The sequence below is a fragment of the Arthrobacter senegalensis genome (genome assembly GCF_059091765.1).
Window position 1 is genome coordinate 23,641 of record NZ_JBNHGZ010000001.1, and the last position, 16,425, is coordinate 40,065.

The following is a 16,425-nucleotide window of genomic DNA, read 5'->3' on the forward strand; positions in this document are numbered from 1 at the left end:
CCTGCCCGCCCGTGACCCGTAATCTGCCGCGCCTGCCGCTTCCCTTCGGGGACGACGGCGGCGGGCCGCCTTTCGTCCTGCGGCGCCGTCCGACGGTAGGCTCTTACGGTGCTGATTCTTCTTCCGCCTTCCGAAGGGAAGACCGCTGCCGCCAAGGGGCACCCGTTCGAGCTGCAGGACCTGCAGTTTCCGGAGCTGAACCCGGCCCGCGAGGAAGTGCTGGCGGCCTTGGCCCACGTCAGCCGGAGCCCGGAGGCGCTCGCCCGTCTGGGCGTCGGAGCCTCGCTGGCTGCGGAGGTGGAGCGAAACACCCGGCTGCACGACGAACCCTCCGCCCCGGCGCACACCGTCTACTCCGGTGTGCTGTACGACGCACTCGGTTACCGCACCATGACCCCCACGCAAAAGCGCAAGGCGGACGCCGCCGTCGTCGTCATCTCAGCGCTCTGGGGTGCCATCGGTTTCGCGGACAGCATTCCGGCCTACCGGCTGTCCATGTCTGTGGGTCTGCCGGAAACCGGGAAGCTGGCCTCGTACTGGAAGAAGCGGCTGCCGAAAGCGTTGGACACGCACGCCGAGGGGCACCTGATGGTCGACTGCCGCTCCAGCACCTACGCCGCGGCTTGGACGCCGGAGCCGACCCGCACCGTGGTGGTCAACGTTTTCCAGGAACGCGACGGCAAGCGCACGGTCGTTTCGCACTTTGCCAAGCACACCCGCGGCGAACTAGCCCGGCACCTGCTGACCCGCCGCGGCAAGGCGCCCGAGACACCGGCCGCGCTGTTAAAGGCGGCGCAGGAAGTCTGGCAAGCCGAGCTCGTGGATGGAACGGCCCGCAAGGCGCACGCGCTGAACGTTGTTTTGGGCGAGTAGATCTCCACGCGGGCCTGGCGGCCCTTGGTCGATCACCGGGTAGGGGGGGTCGATGCCGGACCCGCGAGTTTGCCTGACGTTCATCAAGGCCACGTAGTTTCGGGGCGACCGAGTACTTGAAGCAGTGATGGAGGCGTTGGGCGCATGGCCGACGGAGAGCTGGATTTTGTCCACGGCAGCGTGCTGGTGCAGTACAAGCGGCGCGCGGCCAAGCTGGACCGGCGACACCTGATCGTCATGTTCGCGGGTGTAGGACGGCTGGACAGCTACGAGTTTGACGGCAGAGCTTCCAGCGACAGCCAGGCGCACTGGCTCTGGATCAAGGACAAGTTCGACGGGCAGCACGCGTACTACCTGTGCCGGCATCTGGACTTCTCCATCGAGCAGGCAGTGGTTGCATTGATTGATGCAGAGCTGCAGCGGCTGGGGCTGACCAGCGAAGAATGCACGTTGGCGGGTTTTTCCAAGGGCGGGTTCGCTGCGCTGTATTTGGGCATCAAGTACAACTTCGGCAATATCCTCGCCAGCGCTCCACAGATCTATGTCGGTACACATACCCGCGCGAACCGGCCCAAGATCTTCACGCATCTGACCGGTGGGGGCGGGCAGTCCGAACTGGAAGAGCTGGACCGGCTGCTGCCTGACGCCGTGGCGGCAGATGTACAGACGGCGAAGAACATTTACCTGTTCAGCTCCCCGCGGGACCAGTTCCACGCGGCGCAGATCGTGCCCGCACTGCCGATGTTCGCCAAGTATCCGAACTTCAATTACATCGAGACAGAGTCGGACCTGGTCAACGAGCACACGGATGTGACCCGCTACAACGTGCCACTGATTCTGGCCACTCTCTATGCGCTCGCGGATAACGTTGCGCCGCGCTACGGCTCGGTGCGCAACGGGAACCGGCTGGAACCCCAGCTAGGCGCCGACGTGCTGGCGCGGCAGCGGGAGGCCGGCACTGCCGTGGCCAATCTCACAGGGGCAAGGCTGGCCGGTTCGGTGTTCTTCCCCGAGGGCGTCGGGTTCCTGCGCGGGCACCCCACCGGACAGTGGGCGGATTTGGTCAGCTCCCTGGTGCTCGGCGGGGAAGACACCCGACACGAGTTTGAGCTGGGTGCGAACGCGGACGCGGGCATCTCCTTCCGGTACTTCCAGCAGGCCTACTGCAATTACCGACTGGCACGGTTTTCCTCGCGCAACCATCAGGGCATCGATCTGGCCGGGTTGCCGGCGGGAACGTACAAGCTGCGGCTGCGACTGGCGGTGCCGGGCCGGGAGGCCGAGCTGCCGCTGGCCTCCAGCACACCGTTCTACACCGAATCACAGCTGGACGGACTGTTGTACCGCTTCCGCACCCGGCCCGGCGGCGCCGTGCTGGATGTGCGGCCGGTCCTCGGCACCGCACCGCCGGAGGCCTACTTCCGGCTGCACACCGGCTGGGCCCGCGGGCTCCGGGTTCATCTGGACGGGGACTTCGCCGTCCGCGGCGTGGAAATCCCCGACAGTAAAGCTGCCCGCTACTACCTGGTGCTGCACGGACCCGCCGGCACCCACGCCTTCACCCTGGCCGCCGGCGGATTCCGCGGCGACCCGAACGTCTTCGGCGACGGGCTCAGCGACTACTCCGGCGCGCACTTCGGCACCCGCAAGGGCGCCGGCGTCGACGTCTCTTCGCTGCCGCCGGGCACGTACCAGGTTTCCGTCAGCCTCAGCTGCGCCGTTGGGCTCTACACCCTCCCCACCGGCAAAACCGTCGACATCGGCCCTGCCGACGGCGACGGCACCACAAGCGCCACCATGCACCACACAGCACTTCTGAGTCGCCGGGGTTCGGGGTTGGTCCGCCCAAGGGAACTGCAGCGGAGGATTCGACGAAAGATCAAACGGCGGCTGTCCCGCCTGGTGCTGAGGTGACCAGACCCTGCTGCACTTTATCCGCAGCGTCCTGACGGCCTATATTGGGCGTGCGCTCGAACGGCTCCATTTTCATCGGTGACAGGGGCACTGTCACTGACGGTCTGACCGAACGGAAGGCACTATGTCCTCGATTCAGCGCCCCGTCCGGCGCCGAGCCTTACTTGGGCTGGTACTGGCCGCAGTCCCCTGTGCGGTAGCTGCCGATTTCCCCGGTAATCCGGCGGTTCCGATGGCGGCCGGCCCGTTGCGCTCGGGCGCGCTGGAGATGGCCTGCTGGGGTTCGTCGACAGCTGCAGGAATGTTCCGGGAATTGTCGTTCCTAGCCTCCGCCTACGGGATGACGTACTTCAACGGCGGCGCCGGCGGGCAGACCGCTGAGCAGATTCTCGCCCGGCTGGGGTCCCGGCCGGCGCGCTTTGATGCCGGTGCCATACCGTCCTCCGGCTCCGTCCTCCTGACCTCGCCGTCGATGAGCGCCGCGAGTGCTGCATCGTTCAGCGCTGCGGGCTCCCTCGCGGGCATATCGGGGAAGCTATCCAAGGCTCACGGCGCCCAACCTGGCTACAGTTTCCGCCGGTCCCAGCCCGGCAATCGCACGCGGATCCCTCACGGAACCCCGTTTATCCCCGCCGAGGGAAGCGGGTACCGTGCTGGCATCAGCCACCTGAACATCGGCAAGAACAACCTCACCGGCAAACACCATGCAACGACCGACCCGGACACCATTTTCGGGTGGGCGCAGGCGGCTGACGAGTGGCTGTCCGCCGCCGGCGGACACGTGCTGATCTGGGGACATTTTGTCAATACCGGGACGCACGCATCGTCGCTCGTGCGGCGGCGCATCTACCGAGTCAATGATGCCCTGAAGACGCGGTACGGCTCGCGGTACCTGGATCTGGACCACCTGCTGACGCATCGAGGGATCTGGGAGATGGCAGGCATCCGGCCGACGCCGGAGGACCTCTCAGAACAGGCGAGGGGCAACAAGCCGCCCAGTCTCTCCAGCAACAGTGCGCATCTGAATGCGGCGGGCTGTGCGGTCCTGCGGGACGTTATCGAGGACAAGCTCGGAAACCTGGGCTGGCTCCCGCCACCAAAAACAGCCGGTGAGCGCCGTCTCCATGCATGCCCGGCCCGAAGGTGACCGCTAGCTGCCCCACTCCTCCGAGCGGACCAGGATGCAGCCGGAGTCGGGGCAGAAGACGATGTCGTCGGTTGCGGCCTTGCGGATGTCGGCCAGGTCGCCAGGGCTGAGCTGCATGCCGGAGCCCTCCGACTTGCCATGGAACAACCGGGCGGCGCCGATGCCCCGGTGGGCAAGGGTCTTTTCGTAGACGGCCAGCAGGGAGGCCTCGAAGCTGCCGGCAACTTTCTGGCGTTCAGCGGCTGCCGCGGCACGTTCGCTTTCGATGCCGGCGAGCTCTTCGTCGCGGGCGCGCTCCAAACCGGACAGTTCTTCGCGCAACTGGTCGTTGGCCTGCTGGTGCTCGGCCTGCCGGGTGCGGAGCCCCTCGAGGCGCTCCATCACTTCCAGCTCCACGTCTTCCAGGTCGCCGCGGCGCCTGTTCAGCGACACCAGTTCGTGCTGCAGCGCTGTCAGGTCCTTGGGCGAACCCGCTCCGCTGTCCAGACGCTTTTGGTCGCGTTCGATCCGCGACTGGACAGTTTCCACGTCGCCTTCGGCGCGCTTCAGCTCGCGTTCGGTGTCCGCAATCTCCGTGTTAAGGGCGACCAGCGACGAGTCGGCGGCCGCCAGCTTCTCCGCCAGCGCGTCGATGTCGGCGTTCTTGGCGGTGGCTGCAGCGCGGCGGCTCAGTTGGGTGAGCTTGCCGTCCAGTGCCTGCAGGTCGAGCAACCTCAGTTGCTCGGAAGCCGGTGCCTTCGCCATGTACGTCCTTTCAAAACGCTGCGGAACCACTGCGGTTCAGCCTCGTCCAAGCCTACAGTCCGGACGAAGCGCTGCTACCCCGGAGTCAGGACGAAATCCCACGGATCGGTGTTGGTGACGCTGACCTTGACTTCCACCGAGTAGCCCTGGTCGGCCAGGACATTGTCCAGCGCCACGGACGCCGGCGTCAGCCACAACCATTCACTGCCGAAATGAGAGACGTCGATGAGATACGGCCGGCCGTCCACGGCCCCCTCTCGCGCTTCGGACGCCGGGTGGTGGCGCAGGTCGGCCGTGACATAAACGTCCGCCCGCGACGTGCGGACCTGATCGAGCAGCGAGTCGCCGGCACCGCCGCACACGGCCACACTGCGGATGATCCCGTTGCGGTCGCCGGCCACCCTCACTCCCCCGGCGACCGCCGGCAGGATGCTGAATACCTGCTCGGCGAACTCGCCCAGCGTCTTGGCCTCGGCCAGCTCCCCCACCCGCCCGATGCCTTCTTCCGGCAACCCGTTGTCGGCCGGCGAGAGCGGCCGCACGTCCCGCAACCCGAGCGCGTCGGCGAGCACGTCGGAGACACCTCCGACGGCGCTGTCAGCGTTGGTGTGAACCGTGACCAAGGCGCAGCCGCTTTCGATCAGCCGGTGCACGGCGTCTCCCTTGAAGCTGGTGGTTGCGACCGAGTTGACCGGCTTCAGCAGCAGCGGGTGATGCGTGAGCAGCAGGTCGGCGCCCCACTCGATGGCCTCGGTGATCACTTCGGTTGTCGGATCCACGGCGAACATGATCTTCTGCACGGCGGAGGAGGGCCGGCCGACGACGGGGCCCACTGCATCCCATTGCTCGGCGAGCGATTCGGGCCAGAGCTCTTCGATGGCCAGGAGCACATCGCCCAGCACCGGCGTAGTCGGCCGCGCTTCGTCCCGCACCGAGGCTTCGGTTCCCTCGGCGGCTTCGGTTCCTGCGGGGACTTCGTTTCCTTCGGGGGTTGCGCTTCCCTCGGGGGCGTTGGCGCCGTCGGGCGTTGCGTTTGCCTCGGCAGCCTGGGTTCCCACGGGGCCTTCGGTGCCTGCGGAGCCTTCGGTGCCTGCTGGGGCTTCGGCATCCCCGGTACGGAGCTGTTCGTCGTCGACCATGAATCCTTTTCTACCCCATCCGCGGTGGTCATCCCACCGACCGCCGCCCGCGTTCGCGGCCCGGGAACATTCGAGGGGGTCCGTGACATTGTTAAGCCATGAAGACTTTTGTGCTTGGTGGTGGCTGCTTTTGGTGCCTCGACGCGGTCTACAACAGGACGCGCGGTGTCACGGAGGTGGTTTCCGGCTACACGGGCGGCCACGTGAAGAGTCCCTCCTACGAGGCGGTCTGCTCCGGAACGACGGGGCACGCAGAGGTGGTGGCCGTGACGTTCGACGAAGCGGTGGTGCCCGAGGACGTCATCCTGGGGATGTTCTTCGCATCGCACAACCCCACCACCCTGAACCGCCAGGGCTACGACGTCGGGACGCAGTATCGCTCGTCGATGTTCTACGTCGACGACGAACAGAAGCGAACCTTCGAGGCTGCCATCGAGCGCGCACAGTCCGACTGGCAGGACCCCATCGTGACCGAGGTCGTGCGGCTGCCCGATTTCTATCCGGCGGAGGAATACCACCAGAACTTCTACGCCAAGCATCCCGATGCCGGCTACTGCCAGGTGATCATCAATCCGAAGCTGGCCAAGGCCCGAAAATATTACGCCGAATGGCTCACCGCTTAGCTCACGGCTCGCCGCGCTGACTAGTGTGGAAGAAGTTTTGTTACCCCCATCTGTAACGGCCCGAACGGCCAGAAGGCAGGAAAACATGGCCCCGATTTACGACGACGTCACCCAGGTTGTGGGGCGCACCCCGCTGGTGCGCCTGAACCGGCTCACCGAGGGCCTGCCGGCCCAGATCGCCGTGAAGCTGGAGTTCTACAACCCCGCCAACTCGGTCAAGGACCGGATTGGCGTGGCCATCGTCGACGCCGCCGAGAAGGCAGGTGCGCTGAAGCCCGGCGGCACCATCGTGGAGGGCACCTCCGGTAACACCGGCATCGCGCTGGCCATGGTAGGGGCAGCCCGCGGCTACAAGGTGATCCTGACCATGCCGGAGACCATGTCCACCGAGCGCCGGGTCATGCTGCGCGCCTTCGGTGCCGAAATCGTGCTGACCCCCGGCTCCGAGGGCATGCGCGGCGCTGTGGAGAAGGCCAAGGAGATCGTGGCCAACACGGAAAACTCCATCTGGGCGCAGCAGTTCGCCAATGAGGCCAACCCGCTGATCCACCGCACCACCACCGGCGAGGAAATCTGGGCCGACACCGACGGCCAGGTGGACATCCTGGTGGCCGGCATCGGCACCGGCGGCACCATCACCGGCGCCGGCGGCCTGCTGAAGGAGCGCAAGCCCGGCGTCCAGATCATCGCCGTCGAGCCGGAAGACTCCCCCATCCTCACCGGCGGCAGCCCCGGCCCGCACAAGATCCAGGGCCTCGGCGCCAACTTCGTGCCGGAGGTGCTGAACACCAGCGTCTACGACGAGGTGCTGGACGCGCCGACGTCGGCGTCGGTCGCCGTCGCCCGCGATCTGGGCATCAAGGAAGGCATCCTCGGCGGCATCTCCTCGGGTGCGGCCGTGTGGGCGGCGCTGGAAGTCGCGAAGCGCCCGGAGAACGCCGGTAAGCTGATCGTGGCCGTGGTGCCCGACTTCGGTGAGCGCTACATTTCCACGATCCTGTACGACGACATCCGCGGCTAACCAGCTTCCCCTGCCGCCGAGCGGCGCTGTTCAAGCAGAAAGAGCACATGGGTTTCCTAGCGCGACTGCGTGAAGACCTCGAGGCCGCCCGGTCGCACGACCCGGCGGCCCGGGGCCACGTGGAGAATTTCCTGGCCTACTCCGGGCTGCACGCCATTTGGATCCACCGGCTGACCCACAGGCTGTGGGCCAAACCGTCGCTGCGGCTGCCGGCCCGGCTGATTTCGCAGGCCGGACGCTTCCTGACCGGCATCGAGATCCATCCCGGCGCGACCATCGGCCGCCGGTTCTTCATTGACCACGGCATGGGCGTGGTGATCGGTGAGACGGCCGAAATCGGCGACGACGTGATGCTCTACCACGGCGTCACGCTCGGCGGCCGTTCGCTGGACAAGGTCAAGCGCCACCCAACCATCGGCGACCGGGTGGTCATCGGTGCCGGGGCCAAAGTGCTGGGCCCCGTGGTCATCGGGGCCGACAGCGCCGTCGGGGCGAACGCCGTGGTGGTCAAGGACGCTCCGCCGGAATCGATCATCACCGGCATTCCGGCCACCTTCCGGCACCGCGATCCGCAGCGCGAAACCAAGCCGGCCGTCGACCCGGCCGAATACATCGACCCGGCGATGTGGATCTAACGTCCACTGCTGCCCGATAAACGTTGAACCTGACGAGAGGACAAGCCGTGGGCGAATCGATCCGCATCGGCATAGCCGGCTACGGAAACCTGGGCCGCGGCGTGGAGGCCGCGGTAGCCAAGAACCCAGACATGGAACTGGCCGGGGTCTTCACCCGCCGGTCCCCCGGGGACCTTGCCACGCTGCGCGAGGAGACTGCCGTATACGCCATGGACGACCTGGCCGCCCACGAAGACAGCATCGACGTGCTGATCCTGTGCGGCGGTTCCAAGGAGGACCTCCCGCAGCAGGGTCCGGTCATGGCGGCCCGCTTTAACACGGTGGACAGCTTCGACACGCACGCCCGCATTCCCGAATACTTCGACGCCGTCGACGCGCCGGCGCGGGCCGCCGGGAAGACAGCGCTGATTTCCGCCGGCTGGGACCCGGGCATGTTTTCCATCAACCGGGTGTACGGGGAGGCCCTCCTGCCCGACGGCGACACCTACACCTTCTGGGGCCGCGGTCTGAGCCAGGGACATTCCGACGCCGTCCGCCGGGTTCCCGGTGTCGCAGCCGGGGTGCAGTACACACTGCCGTCGGAAGCCGCGATTGAACAGGTGCGCGACGGCAGCCGCCCGCAGCTGGAAACGCGGCAGAAGCACACCCGTGAATGCTTCGTGGTGCTGGCAGACGGCGCCGACCCCGCAGCGGTCAAGGAAGCCATCGTGACCATGCCGCACTACTTCGACCAGTACGACACCGAGGTCCACTTCATCACCGCCGAGGAGCTGGCCCGCGACCACAGCGCCATGCCGCACGGCGGGATGACCATCCGCAGCGGCAACACGAGCGAGGAACACGCCCAGGTCATCGAGTACGGACTCTCGCTGGAGAGCAACCCGGAGTTCACCGCCAGTGTCCTGGTGGCCTACGCGAGGGCGGTGCACCGCCTGCACCGGCAGGGCCGGTTCGGCGCGGTCACCGTCTTCGACGTACCGCCCGGCCTGCTCTCCCCCAAATCTGCGGCGGAACTGCGCGCTGAGTTGCTGTAGCAACTCGTCGCGGTCTACCGGTAGGCTCGACCATCGATCCTAAGAGGCCCCTCTGCGCGGAGCAGAGGGGCCTCTCGCTGTCTGTCAGGGTTTCTCGGGCTCCGATGACGCCGTTGACTGCTTATGCCGAATGATTGAGTATTATTCGGATAACTCCTCAACCTGACGAGGAGCTTTCTCTTCCGTCTGCTCTGTTGTCATTCCTGTTGGGGGAAATTCTTGAAAAGGCTACTTCAGCGCGCCGTTACAGTTTCAATGGCCACTCTTTTATTTACTGCACCAATAACACTCGCTCAGGCTCAGGCGAACCCAGTCGGCGTTACCGTCGCTTCAACGACAGCGGTCTCCACGGCAGTCGTGAAGGCAACGATCACGGGTGCCCCGAAGTCCTCAACTGTGGCCAGCGGCAAGACCCATAGCTTCAACGTCAAGGCAGTCGGCAGCAAACTCAGGTATCAATGGCAGGTCAAAAAACCTAAGTCCTACAACTGGGTCAAAGCCACCGGAGCTTCTGCCAAAACCCACACTCTCAAGGTCAAGGCCACGGCCAGCCTTAATGGAGCGCAGTACCGCGTGATCGTCTCCAACTCCCGCTCAAAGATCACGTCGAGGAGCGCCACGCTCACCGTTGTCACCTCACCCAGGATCACAACCGAGCCCAAGAACGTGACCACTCCGGCACGATCGAAGGTAACGCTTTCAGTCAAAGCGAGTGGCGGAGCCATGTCATACCAGTGGCAGCGTAAGGCAGGATCCAAATGGGCGAACATTTCCTCGGCCACCAGGTCAACCCACACCTTCACAACTCCCTTCGGACAGTCAGTAACCGAGTACCGGGCCGTAGCGGGCAACAAGGCGGGAAAGGCAACTTCCAACAGCGTGAAGGTCACGACCGTCGTCAAACCGACGGTTAAGATGCCGCGTTCGATTGAGACCACCACTGGCCAATCCATCACTATCAAGAGCCAAGCCACGGGCGGATCCCTGTCCTACGCGTGGGAACGTGGGGTCGAAGGAACCGACGGAAAGGTCTCGTGGAAGAGGATTTCGGGAGCAACAAGCGCGAACTACACGTTTACCGCACGGTCGAAGAACGAACTGGATACCTACCGGGTCGTAGTAACGAACAAAGCCGGAAAAGCGACCTCAGCCGAAATGGTGCTGTTTGTACGATCGTCGAGGCAAGACCCCTTCGCTATCGACAAAATATTCACTTTGCCTGACTGGAACGTGCTGTTCTTCGAACCACGTCAATACCCAAGCAACACAGAGTCAGGAAAAGCGGATCTTTACGTGGAATTGCTCTTGGGTAACAGCAGCGATTCCACCATGGATCCGGCCGACTGGATCGTCGTGGAATACATCGGTGCAGACGGGAACACCTACGACGACTCCGGGTATACGGTAATAGATTCCTATCTCGACATGGGGCCGCTGCTTCCGCCGACGGTGGACGTTGATTCCTCCATTGGTTACGGCGTGGTTTTTGCCGATGTCCCGGCCGCTGCAGTCAAGGGCGGAGTCTGGCGCATCACCGATTGGTACGACGACTCCGTTGAGTACGTCCAAGGATTCTAGGTGCCTGAGCATTATTGCTCGTACGATTAACCAGTAAATCATTATGGTTCCGGGCTGCGCCCGGGAAAGTTGGGGAAATTGAAACTCGCACCTCACGTGCGTGGCGCCGCTGCGTTCGCAGCCGCTGCCTCGCTCCTTCTAGGCTCCGTCACTGCCGCAACCGCGGCTCCCGTCCAGGCCGCCACCGCGGTGACTGGTCCCGCCGTCGGGGCGACGGTCCCGACGCCTGCGCCCGAAACGAGCGTGGCGATCAAAAATATCGGCAGCCCGGTTGCCCCCGTCAACGGCACTGCAACGGTGAAGCCCACGGTTGCCGCCACCGGCTGGGTCACCGTGACAGCCAAGACCATCACGGTTAAGCAAGGCAGCAAGACCGTGCTCAGGAACAAGAAGAGCGCGAAGCTCAAGGCCGGGACCTACTCGGTTGCCACAACCGTGAAGTACAAGACGTACGCAGAAGTGGACGGCCAGCGCGTCTACTCGAACCCTCAAGACGACGTCGAAGACGCAGAAGCTCGTGGTCCGCACTGCAGTTGCGCTGAAGACCATTGCGGGAAAGAAGGCTCCTTACAACGGCACGGCAACCATCAAGCCGAATGTTTCGTCTGCCAAGGGCGTGAAAGTCGTGTCCAAGACGCTGACGGTGAAAGCCGGCAGTAAGACCGTAACCAAGAACAAGAAGTCGGTTTCCCTGCGGGCCGGCAGGTACAAGGTCACCACGACGGTGAAGTACCGGTTGCCGTCCTCGACCTACACGCGCACCGCGACGAAGACGCAGGCTCTCGCGATCACGGCCGGAAAGAAGCCCACCCGAAGTGCCCCCAACGGACACTATTGCCCGGCCGGATACCCCATCAAAGGCAATCAAAGCTCCTCGGGCGAGTGGATTTATCACGTCCCAAGCGGTGGCTTCTACTCGCGCACCAGCCCCGAAGAGTGCTTTGCCACCGAAAGTGCAGCTCGGGCTGCCGGCTACCGCGCTTCGAAGCGATAGCCGGACTCAAACCTGAGACAATCGGCCCCTCCTCAACTCTCCGAGGAGGGGCCGATTTCCGCTTAACGGTGCGGTTTTAGCCCGCCGGTCGTGCGGTTCCACGGGTGTCCTGCCCTGTTGCGTCGCCCATGGCGCCGATAAACTCGCCCCCAGGGCACCAGACCGGGAGGGCAAGCACCACATGTATCAGGAAACAGCTCAAAGATTACGGGCCCGGTTACGGCGCGAGAAGGACGAATACAGCCACGGAGAGCACCTGCCGCTGGGCTCTTTCCTGATCTTGATGGGCGTCCACGGCACAGGACTGGCATTGGGGACAGCCGCCGTTCACCGCTCCGGCCGCACCGTGCCGGACGCACCCCGGTGGAGCGACCTGGCGCTGATCGCCGTCGCCACACACAAGCTCTCCCGACTGCTGACCAAGGCCCCGGTCACCAGCCCGCTGCGGGCTCCCTTCACTTCCTTCGAAGGGCAAAGCGGAGCAGCCGAACTGGCCGAAGACGTACGCGGCACCGGACCACGGAAAGCCATCGGCGAACTGCTGACGTGCCCGTTCTGCCTGGGCCAATGGGTGGCCAGCGGCTTCATCTTCGGGCTGCTGCTGGCTCCGAAGCCAACCCGCTGGGCCGCCGCCCTGCTCACCGCGGAATTCGGATCCGACCTCCTCCAGTTCTTCTACTCGAAGGTACAGAAGTCGGCGGCGTAGTTTCCGACGAAAGCGGTGGCAGCCGACGGAGCCCCCAACCGCAAGAGTCGGTTGGGGGCTCCGGAAGCTCCTCAGGCGGCTGTCCGCCGTCCGAGTCAGTGCGTGTCGACGGCGGAGACCTCCGACTTGTCGCCGCTCCACAGGGTGTGGAAGGTGCCTTCCGCGTCCGTCCGGCCGTAGGTGTGTGCGCCGAAGAGGTCGCGCAGGCCCTGGGTCAGGGCGGCCGGCAGGCGCTTGCGGCGCAGCCCGTCGTAGTAGGCCAGCGAGGAGGCAAATACCGGTACCGGGATGCCGAGCTGGACGGCGGTGGCCACGACTCGGCGCCACGCCGGGACTGCCGCGCCGATCGCATCGGCGAAGGCCGGGGCGAAGAGCAGGTTTTCAGGCTTTGAGTCGCCGGCGTAGGCCTTCATGATGTCGTCCAGCAGCTCGGCGCGGATGATGCAGCCGGCGCGCCAGAGAGAGGCGATCTCATCCAGCTTCAGATCCCAGCCGTACTCGCCCGCTGCGGAACCGAGCATGTCGATGCCCTGGGCGTAGCTGACCAGCTTGGAGGCGAACAGCGCCTGGCGGACGTCCTCGACGAAGCTCTGCGGGACCTTGACGTCTTCTTCGTGTCCTGCCAGCACGTCCTGGGCTATGGCGCGCTGGCCGCGCTGCGAGGAAAGGCCGCGCGCGAAAACCGACTCGGCAATGCCGGAGACCGGCGACCCGAGTTCGAGCGCGGAGACGACGGTCCAGCGCCCGGTGCCCTTCTGCCCGGCCGAGTCCACCACCACGTCGACGAACGGCTTGCCAGTCTTGGCGTCCGTGTGGGCAAGCACCTCGGCGGTGATCTCAATCAGGAAGGACGAGAGCTCGGTCTTGTTCCACGCGGTGAAGATCTCGGCCTGCTGCTGCGGTTCCAGGCCTGCACCGGTGCGGAGCAGGTCGTAGGCCTCGCCGATGACCTGCATGTCCGCGTACTCGATGCCGTTGTGCACCATCTTTACGAAATGGCCCGCGCCATCCGTGCCCACCCAGCTGCAGCAGGGTTCGCCGTCGTACTTGGCGGAGATCTTTTCCAGCATGGGGCCGAGCGAGTCGTAGGACTGCCGGGAGCCGCCGGGCATGATGGATGGGCCGAGGAGCGCCCCTTCCTCGCCGCCCGAGACCCCGATGCCGACGAAGTGCAGCCCCTTCTCGGCCAAGGCGGCCTCGCGGCGCCGGGTGTCCTCGTAGTGCGAGTTGCCGGCGTCAATGACGATGTCGCCCTCTTCCAGCAACGGCACCAACTGCTCGATGACGGAGTCGACCGGCTTGCCGGCCTTGACCATGATGAGCACGCGGCGGGGCTTCTGCAGGTTCTCCACCAGCTCCTGCAGCGACTCGGTGCGGATGAAGTCGCCCTCGTCGCCGTGGGCGGACAGCAGGGCGTCCGTCTTTTCCACCGAGCGGTTGTGCAGGGCGACCGTGTAGCCGTTGCGGGCGAAGTTCCGTGCCAGGTTGGCGCCCATGACGGCCAGACCTGTCACACCGATGTGTGCGCTCATTGAGTCTCCATGTGTGCGGTCCCCGCGGTCAGGGACGTCAGCGTACAGCCCGAGCGGGCCGTGGTTCCTCCTCAAGCCTAATCCCGACCGGCGGCACCGGCTAAGCGGGCTGACGTTAGCTATGACTCATTCGCCGGGGGCAGCCGAGGGGCGGAAGCGCAGCCAGGCGTCGATTGCGTCATCGTCCGCGTCGTCCTCGCCGGGAAAGCCCCTGCCGGCAGTGGCGCCGGGAAAGCCCCTGCCGGCGATGGCGTCCGTGCCGGGATCCGGGCGGGGGGTCAACGCTCGAGGCGAGGCCGCGGGCAGCCCGATTTCATCCAGCGGGTCCTGCGCCGGTAGCAGGCCGAGGTCCTGTCCGGTCCACGGCCGGCGGTGCGTTCCGGAGCAGGCACAACGCCGTGCCGAGACGGTGCATGCAGGGACGAAAGCGTGGCCTGCAGTCCGGCAGAACTTCTCCATTGTTGCCCCTCGTGAAAACCAGCATGATCGGTCCAGCGTTGCAGACCGGAGGCCGGTTGTAGAGAGCTTCACGGCGCCGTTGCTTAACCGTTATTGCATGACGCAGCGGCCGCTCTGTCTTGGCATAAGATCGGCACAATAAGTACTCGGCAGCACCGTTCGGCGGCTCGCGGATGGTAAGGGCGCGTGCCGTGTTTTGACCCGTATTTGCCGATAACGAGCGACACGCTTAACTGATCAATCATGGTGGTTGAGAAATGCCCACGGGTCATGGCAGACTGTGGCTTGGCGGTGGCATTGAACGCCCGGGAGCCCCCATCTCCCCGGTTGCTGCACCGCTTATCCCCTGGCAGTTCCGTTGATCCCCCATCTAACGGCTGCCCCGAAAGGCACTGTCCCTCACGGGACAGTGCCTTTCCCTTTGGACCTGTGTGCCGGCTGTGATCCCCGAGACGAGATTTCTCGCGAGCGACGAGTATGGCTGACAAGTTTTTCACGTGCCGGTAGATGTCCCGCACGAGCCCATGCGGCGGCGCGGCAGGACGGCGTGTCCTTGCCGGGCGGTGCGGAAGATGGGGCCGCCGGGCCGGGTGTCGGATTCGCGGGAAAGGGGCTTCGACGCGGTCGAATGCTGTGCGCGGACGAACACCTTATCCGGCATCTGCAACGCTGAGGGACAGCCCCGCCCATCCCCCAACAGCGGGCGGGGCCCTTACCTCATCCATCCGGTTCCACTGCCCCCTGCAGCGGCCACCGGGAGCCCCACGTTACACCGGCAGGCGCCCGCTGGACCTCAAGATTCACTTAGGAATCGAAGCTGAACCCAGAAACCGGAGACTGCGGCTCAGCCCGGCCAGTGGAGCTGGGCACGAAAAAACCCCGCATTCCCAGGCGTCTTGCCTGACAGTGCGGGGTTTGTCCGTGGGTCCTACCGGGATCGAACCGATGACATCCACGGTGTAAACGTGGCGCTCTACCAGCTGAGCTAAAGACCCGTTGTAATGTCGAAAGCGGGACCGCGGAGCGTTATCCGCCGCAACATCACGAGGATTTACTCTACCGGATAAACCGGCGTGAACGCCAACCAAATTTACGTGCGGATCAACACGATGCAACCTGTAACCTGAGACCTCCCTCAGGGTCAACAGCCGGCGCATCGAAGGGGCGGCACGGTCCTCCTGGCCGCGTCTCAGGCCGGCTTCTGGAGCCGGCCCGGCAACTCCGCCGCCAGGTGGCCAAGAGCCTCGGAGACGCCCGTTTCCAGCTTCAGGTCGGCCAAGTCGTCGCCGCGGGTAGGGCCGCGGTTGATGATCACCACGGGTTTGCCCTGTTTGGCGGCGTGCCGGACGAACCGCAGGCCGCTCATCACGGTGAGCGAGGACCCGGCAACCAGCAGCGCCTCGCCGTCGTCCACCATGGCGTAGGCCGCCGCCACCCGGTCCTTGGGGACATTCTCGCCGAAGTAGACGAAGTCCGGCTTGAGCATGCCACCGCAAACCAGGCAGTCGGCCACGACGAAACGGGAGGTGTCGGCGACGTCGGCGTCGGCATCCGGAGCGACGTCGCCGGCATCGCCGGCGGCGGCGTAGGCGGGGTTGAGTTCCTCCAGCCGCACCGCCAGCGAGGAGCGGCTGGTCACGTCCCCGCAGTCCAGGCAGATCACCCGGTCGAAACGCCCGTGCAGGTCGATCACGTTCACGCTGCCGGCGTCCTCATGCAGCCGGTCCACGTTCTGCGTGATCAGGCCGCTGAGCAGGCCGTTCTGCTCCATCGCTGCCAGCGCGTAGTGGCCGAGGTTGGGCGCGGCGTGGTGCATGTGCCGCCAGCCGATGTGGTTGCGCGCCCAGTAGCGGCGGCGCAGGTCCTCGTCGCCGACGAACTGCTGGTAGGTCATCGGTGCGCGCGGGACGGAGGTGGGTCCGCGGTAGTCCGGGATGCCGGAATCGGTGCTGAGGCCAGCGCCGGTCAACACGGCCAGACGGTGTCCAGCCAGGATCTCGAGCGCCGGCCGCAGCAACTCCATGGC

Annotated in this window: 16 protein-coding genes and 1 tRNA gene; 11 read left to right on the forward strand and 6 right to left on the reverse strand. The window is 65.3% G+C overall.

Annotation, left to right across the window (positions count from 1 at the left end; genetic code table 11):
• The first annotated feature begins 108 nt into the window (after positions 1 to 108).
• From AC5RVG_RS00110 to AC5RVG_RS00120, 3 genes are all read left to right on the forward strand, one after another.
• Positions 109 to 873, forward strand: coding sequence for a YaaA family protein (locus tag AC5RVG_RS00110; protein ID WP_494012276.1), 765 nt, complete (start codon positions 109 to 111; stop codon positions 871 to 873).
• Between the two features lie 144 nt (positions 874 to 1,017).
• Complete coding sequence (locus tag AC5RVG_RS00115) at positions 1,018 to 2,787, forward strand: hypothetical protein (RefSeq protein ID WP_494012277.1); 1,770 nt, start codon at positions 1,018 to 1,020, stop codon at positions 2,785 to 2,787.
• A gap of 124 nt (positions 2,788 to 2,911) precedes the next feature.
• Entirely contained in the window at positions 2,912 to 3,934 is a 1,023-nt protein-coding gene (locus AC5RVG_RS00120) for a hypothetical protein (protein ID WP_494012278.1), read from the forward strand.
• 3 nt (positions 3,935 to 3,937) lie between these two features.
• Here the strand turns inward: AC5RVG_RS00120 and AC5RVG_RS00125 are convergent, their stop codons facing one another.
• Together AC5RVG_RS00125 and AC5RVG_RS00130 are read right to left on the reverse strand one after the other, a co-directional pair.
• Positions 3,938 to 4,678 carry a zinc ribbon domain-containing protein gene (locus AC5RVG_RS00125; RefSeq protein ID WP_494012279.1) on the reverse strand — a complete coding sequence of 247 codons (741 nt, stop codon included), beginning with the start codon at positions 4,676 to 4,678 and terminating at the stop codon, positions 3,938 to 3,940.
• Positions 4,679 to 4,752: 74 nt separating this feature from the next.
• Complete coding sequence (locus AC5RVG_RS00130; RefSeq protein WP_494012280.1) at positions 4,753 to 5,817, reverse strand: Nif3-like dinuclear metal center hexameric protein; 1,065 nt, start codon at positions 5,815 to 5,817, stop codon at positions 4,753 to 4,755.
• Positions 5,818 to 5,915: 98 nt separating this feature from the next.
• Here AC5RVG_RS00130 and msrA point away from each other — a divergent pair, with 98 nt between their 5' ends.
• The 8 genes from msrA (at position 5,916) to AC5RVG_RS00170 (ending at position 12,408) form a co-directional block, all read left to right on the forward strand.
• Complete coding sequence (msrA, locus tag AC5RVG_RS00135; RefSeq protein ID WP_494012281.1) at positions 5,916 to 6,440, forward strand: peptide-methionine (S)-S-oxide reductase MsrA; 525 nt, start codon at positions 5,916 to 5,918, stop codon at positions 6,438 to 6,440.
• A gap of 85 nt (positions 6,441 to 6,525) precedes the next feature.
• A complete protein-coding gene (cysK, locus tag AC5RVG_RS00140) occupies positions 6,526 to 7,461 on the forward strand; it encodes a cysteine synthase A (protein WP_493977396.1) in 936 nt (311 codons plus the stop codon).
• A gap of 47 nt (positions 7,462 to 7,508) precedes the next feature.
• Positions 7,509 to 8,096 carry a serine O-acetyltransferase EpsC gene (epsC, locus tag AC5RVG_RS00145; RefSeq protein ID WP_493977395.1) on the forward strand — a complete coding sequence of 196 codons (588 nt, stop codon included), beginning with the start codon at positions 7,509 to 7,511 and terminating at the stop codon, positions 8,094 to 8,096.
• Between the two features lie 47 nt (positions 8,097 to 8,143).
• Positions 8,144 to 9,130, forward strand: a complete 987-nt coding sequence (locus AC5RVG_RS00150; protein ID WP_494012282.1) for a diaminopimelate dehydrogenase — start codon at positions 8,144 to 8,146, stop codon at positions 9,128 to 9,130.
• 255 nt (positions 9,131 to 9,385) lie between these two features.
• Entirely contained in the window at positions 9,386 to 10,708 is a 1,323-nt protein-coding gene (locus AC5RVG_RS00155) for a hypothetical protein (protein ID WP_494012283.1), read from the forward strand.
• A gap of 243 nt (positions 10,709 to 10,951) precedes the next feature.
• The gene (locus tag AC5RVG_RS00160) at positions 10,952 to 11,368 is read left to right on the forward strand and encodes a hypothetical protein (protein ID WP_494012284.1); all 417 of its coding nucleotides are present in this window, start codon (positions 10,952 to 10,954) and stop codon (positions 11,366 to 11,368) included.
• Positions 11,334 to 11,702, forward strand: a complete 369-nt coding sequence (locus AC5RVG_RS00165) for a sunset domain-containing protein (RefSeq protein ID WP_494012285.1) — start codon at positions 11,334 to 11,336, stop codon at positions 11,700 to 11,702. The genes AC5RVG_RS00160 and AC5RVG_RS00165 overlap by 35 nt, the downstream gene beginning before the upstream one ends.
• Positions 11,703 to 11,883: 181 nt before the next feature.
• On the forward strand, positions 11,884 to 12,408 hold the full coding sequence (locus AC5RVG_RS00170; RefSeq protein WP_494012286.1) for a DUF1360 domain-containing protein: 525 nt from the start codon (positions 11,884 to 11,886) through the stop codon (positions 12,406 to 12,408).
• 95 nt (positions 12,409 to 12,503) lie between these two features.
• On the opposite strand, the gene gnd is transcribed toward AC5RVG_RS00170, so the two are convergent.
• The 4 genes from gnd to AC5RVG_RS00190 form a co-directional block, all read right to left on the reverse strand.
• A complete protein-coding gene (gene gnd / locus AC5RVG_RS00175) occupies positions 12,504 to 13,940 on the reverse strand; it encodes an NADP-dependent phosphogluconate dehydrogenase (protein WP_493999937.1) in 1,437 nt (478 codons plus the stop codon).
• Positions 13,941 to 14,066: 126 nt separating this feature from the next.
• The gene (locus tag AC5RVG_RS00180; RefSeq protein WP_494012287.1) at positions 14,067 to 14,222 is read right to left on the reverse strand and encodes a hypothetical protein; all 156 of its coding nucleotides are present in this window, start codon (positions 14,220 to 14,222) and stop codon (positions 14,067 to 14,069) included.
• A gap of 1,099 nt (positions 14,223 to 15,321) precedes the next feature.
• Positions 15,322 to 15,394, reverse strand: a tRNA-Val gene (locus AC5RVG_RS00185).
• Positions 15,395 to 15,588: 194 nt separating this feature from the next.
• On the reverse strand, positions 15,589 to 16,422 hold the full coding sequence (locus AC5RVG_RS00190; RefSeq protein ID WP_493999939.1) for an NAD-dependent protein deacetylase: 834 nt from the start codon (positions 16,420 to 16,422) through the stop codon (positions 15,589 to 15,591).
• Positions 16,423 to 16,425: the final 3 nt, after the last annotated feature.

Coding starts and splice junctions, on each gene's coding strand:
- AC5RVG_RS00130 (WP_494012280.1), bottom strand. CDS start 5,817: ATGGTCGACGACGAACAGCTCCGTACCGGGGATGCCGAAGCCCCAGCA.
- AC5RVG_RS00125 (WP_494012279.1), bottom strand. CDS start 4,678: ATGGCGAAGGCACCGGCTTCCGAGCAACTGAGGTTGCTCGACCTGCAG.
- AC5RVG_RS00190 (WP_493999939.1), bottom strand. CDS start 16,422: ATGGAGTTGCTGCGGCCGGCGCTCGAGATCCTGGCTGGACACCGTCTG.
- AC5RVG_RS00120 (WP_494012278.1), top strand. CDS start 2,912: ATGTCCTCGATTCAGCGCCCCGTCCGGCGCCGAGCCTTACTTGGGCTG.
- AC5RVG_RS00155 (WP_494012283.1), top strand. CDS start 9,386: ATGGCCACTCTTTTATTTACTGCACCAATAACACTCGCTCAGGCTCAG.
- AC5RVG_RS00115 (WP_494012277.1), top strand. CDS start 1,018: ATGGCCGACGGAGAGCTGGATTTTGTCCACGGCAGCGTGCTGGTGCAG.
- AC5RVG_RS00170 (WP_494012286.1), top strand. CDS start 11,884: ATGTATCAGGAAACAGCTCAAAGATTACGGGCCCGGTTACGGCGCGAG.
- gnd (WP_493999937.1), bottom strand. CDS start 13,940: ATGAGCGCACACATCGGTGTGACAGGTCTGGCCGTCATGGGCGCCAAC.
- epsC (WP_493977395.1), top strand. CDS start 7,509: ATGGGTTTCCTAGCGCGACTGCGTGAAGACCTCGAGGCCGCCCGGTCG.
- cysK (WP_493977396.1), top strand. CDS start 6,526: ATGGCCCCGATTTACGACGACGTCACCCAGGTTGTGGGGCGCACCCCG.
- msrA (WP_494012281.1), top strand. CDS start 5,916: ATGAAGACTTTTGTGCTTGGTGGTGGCTGCTTTTGGTGCCTCGACGCG.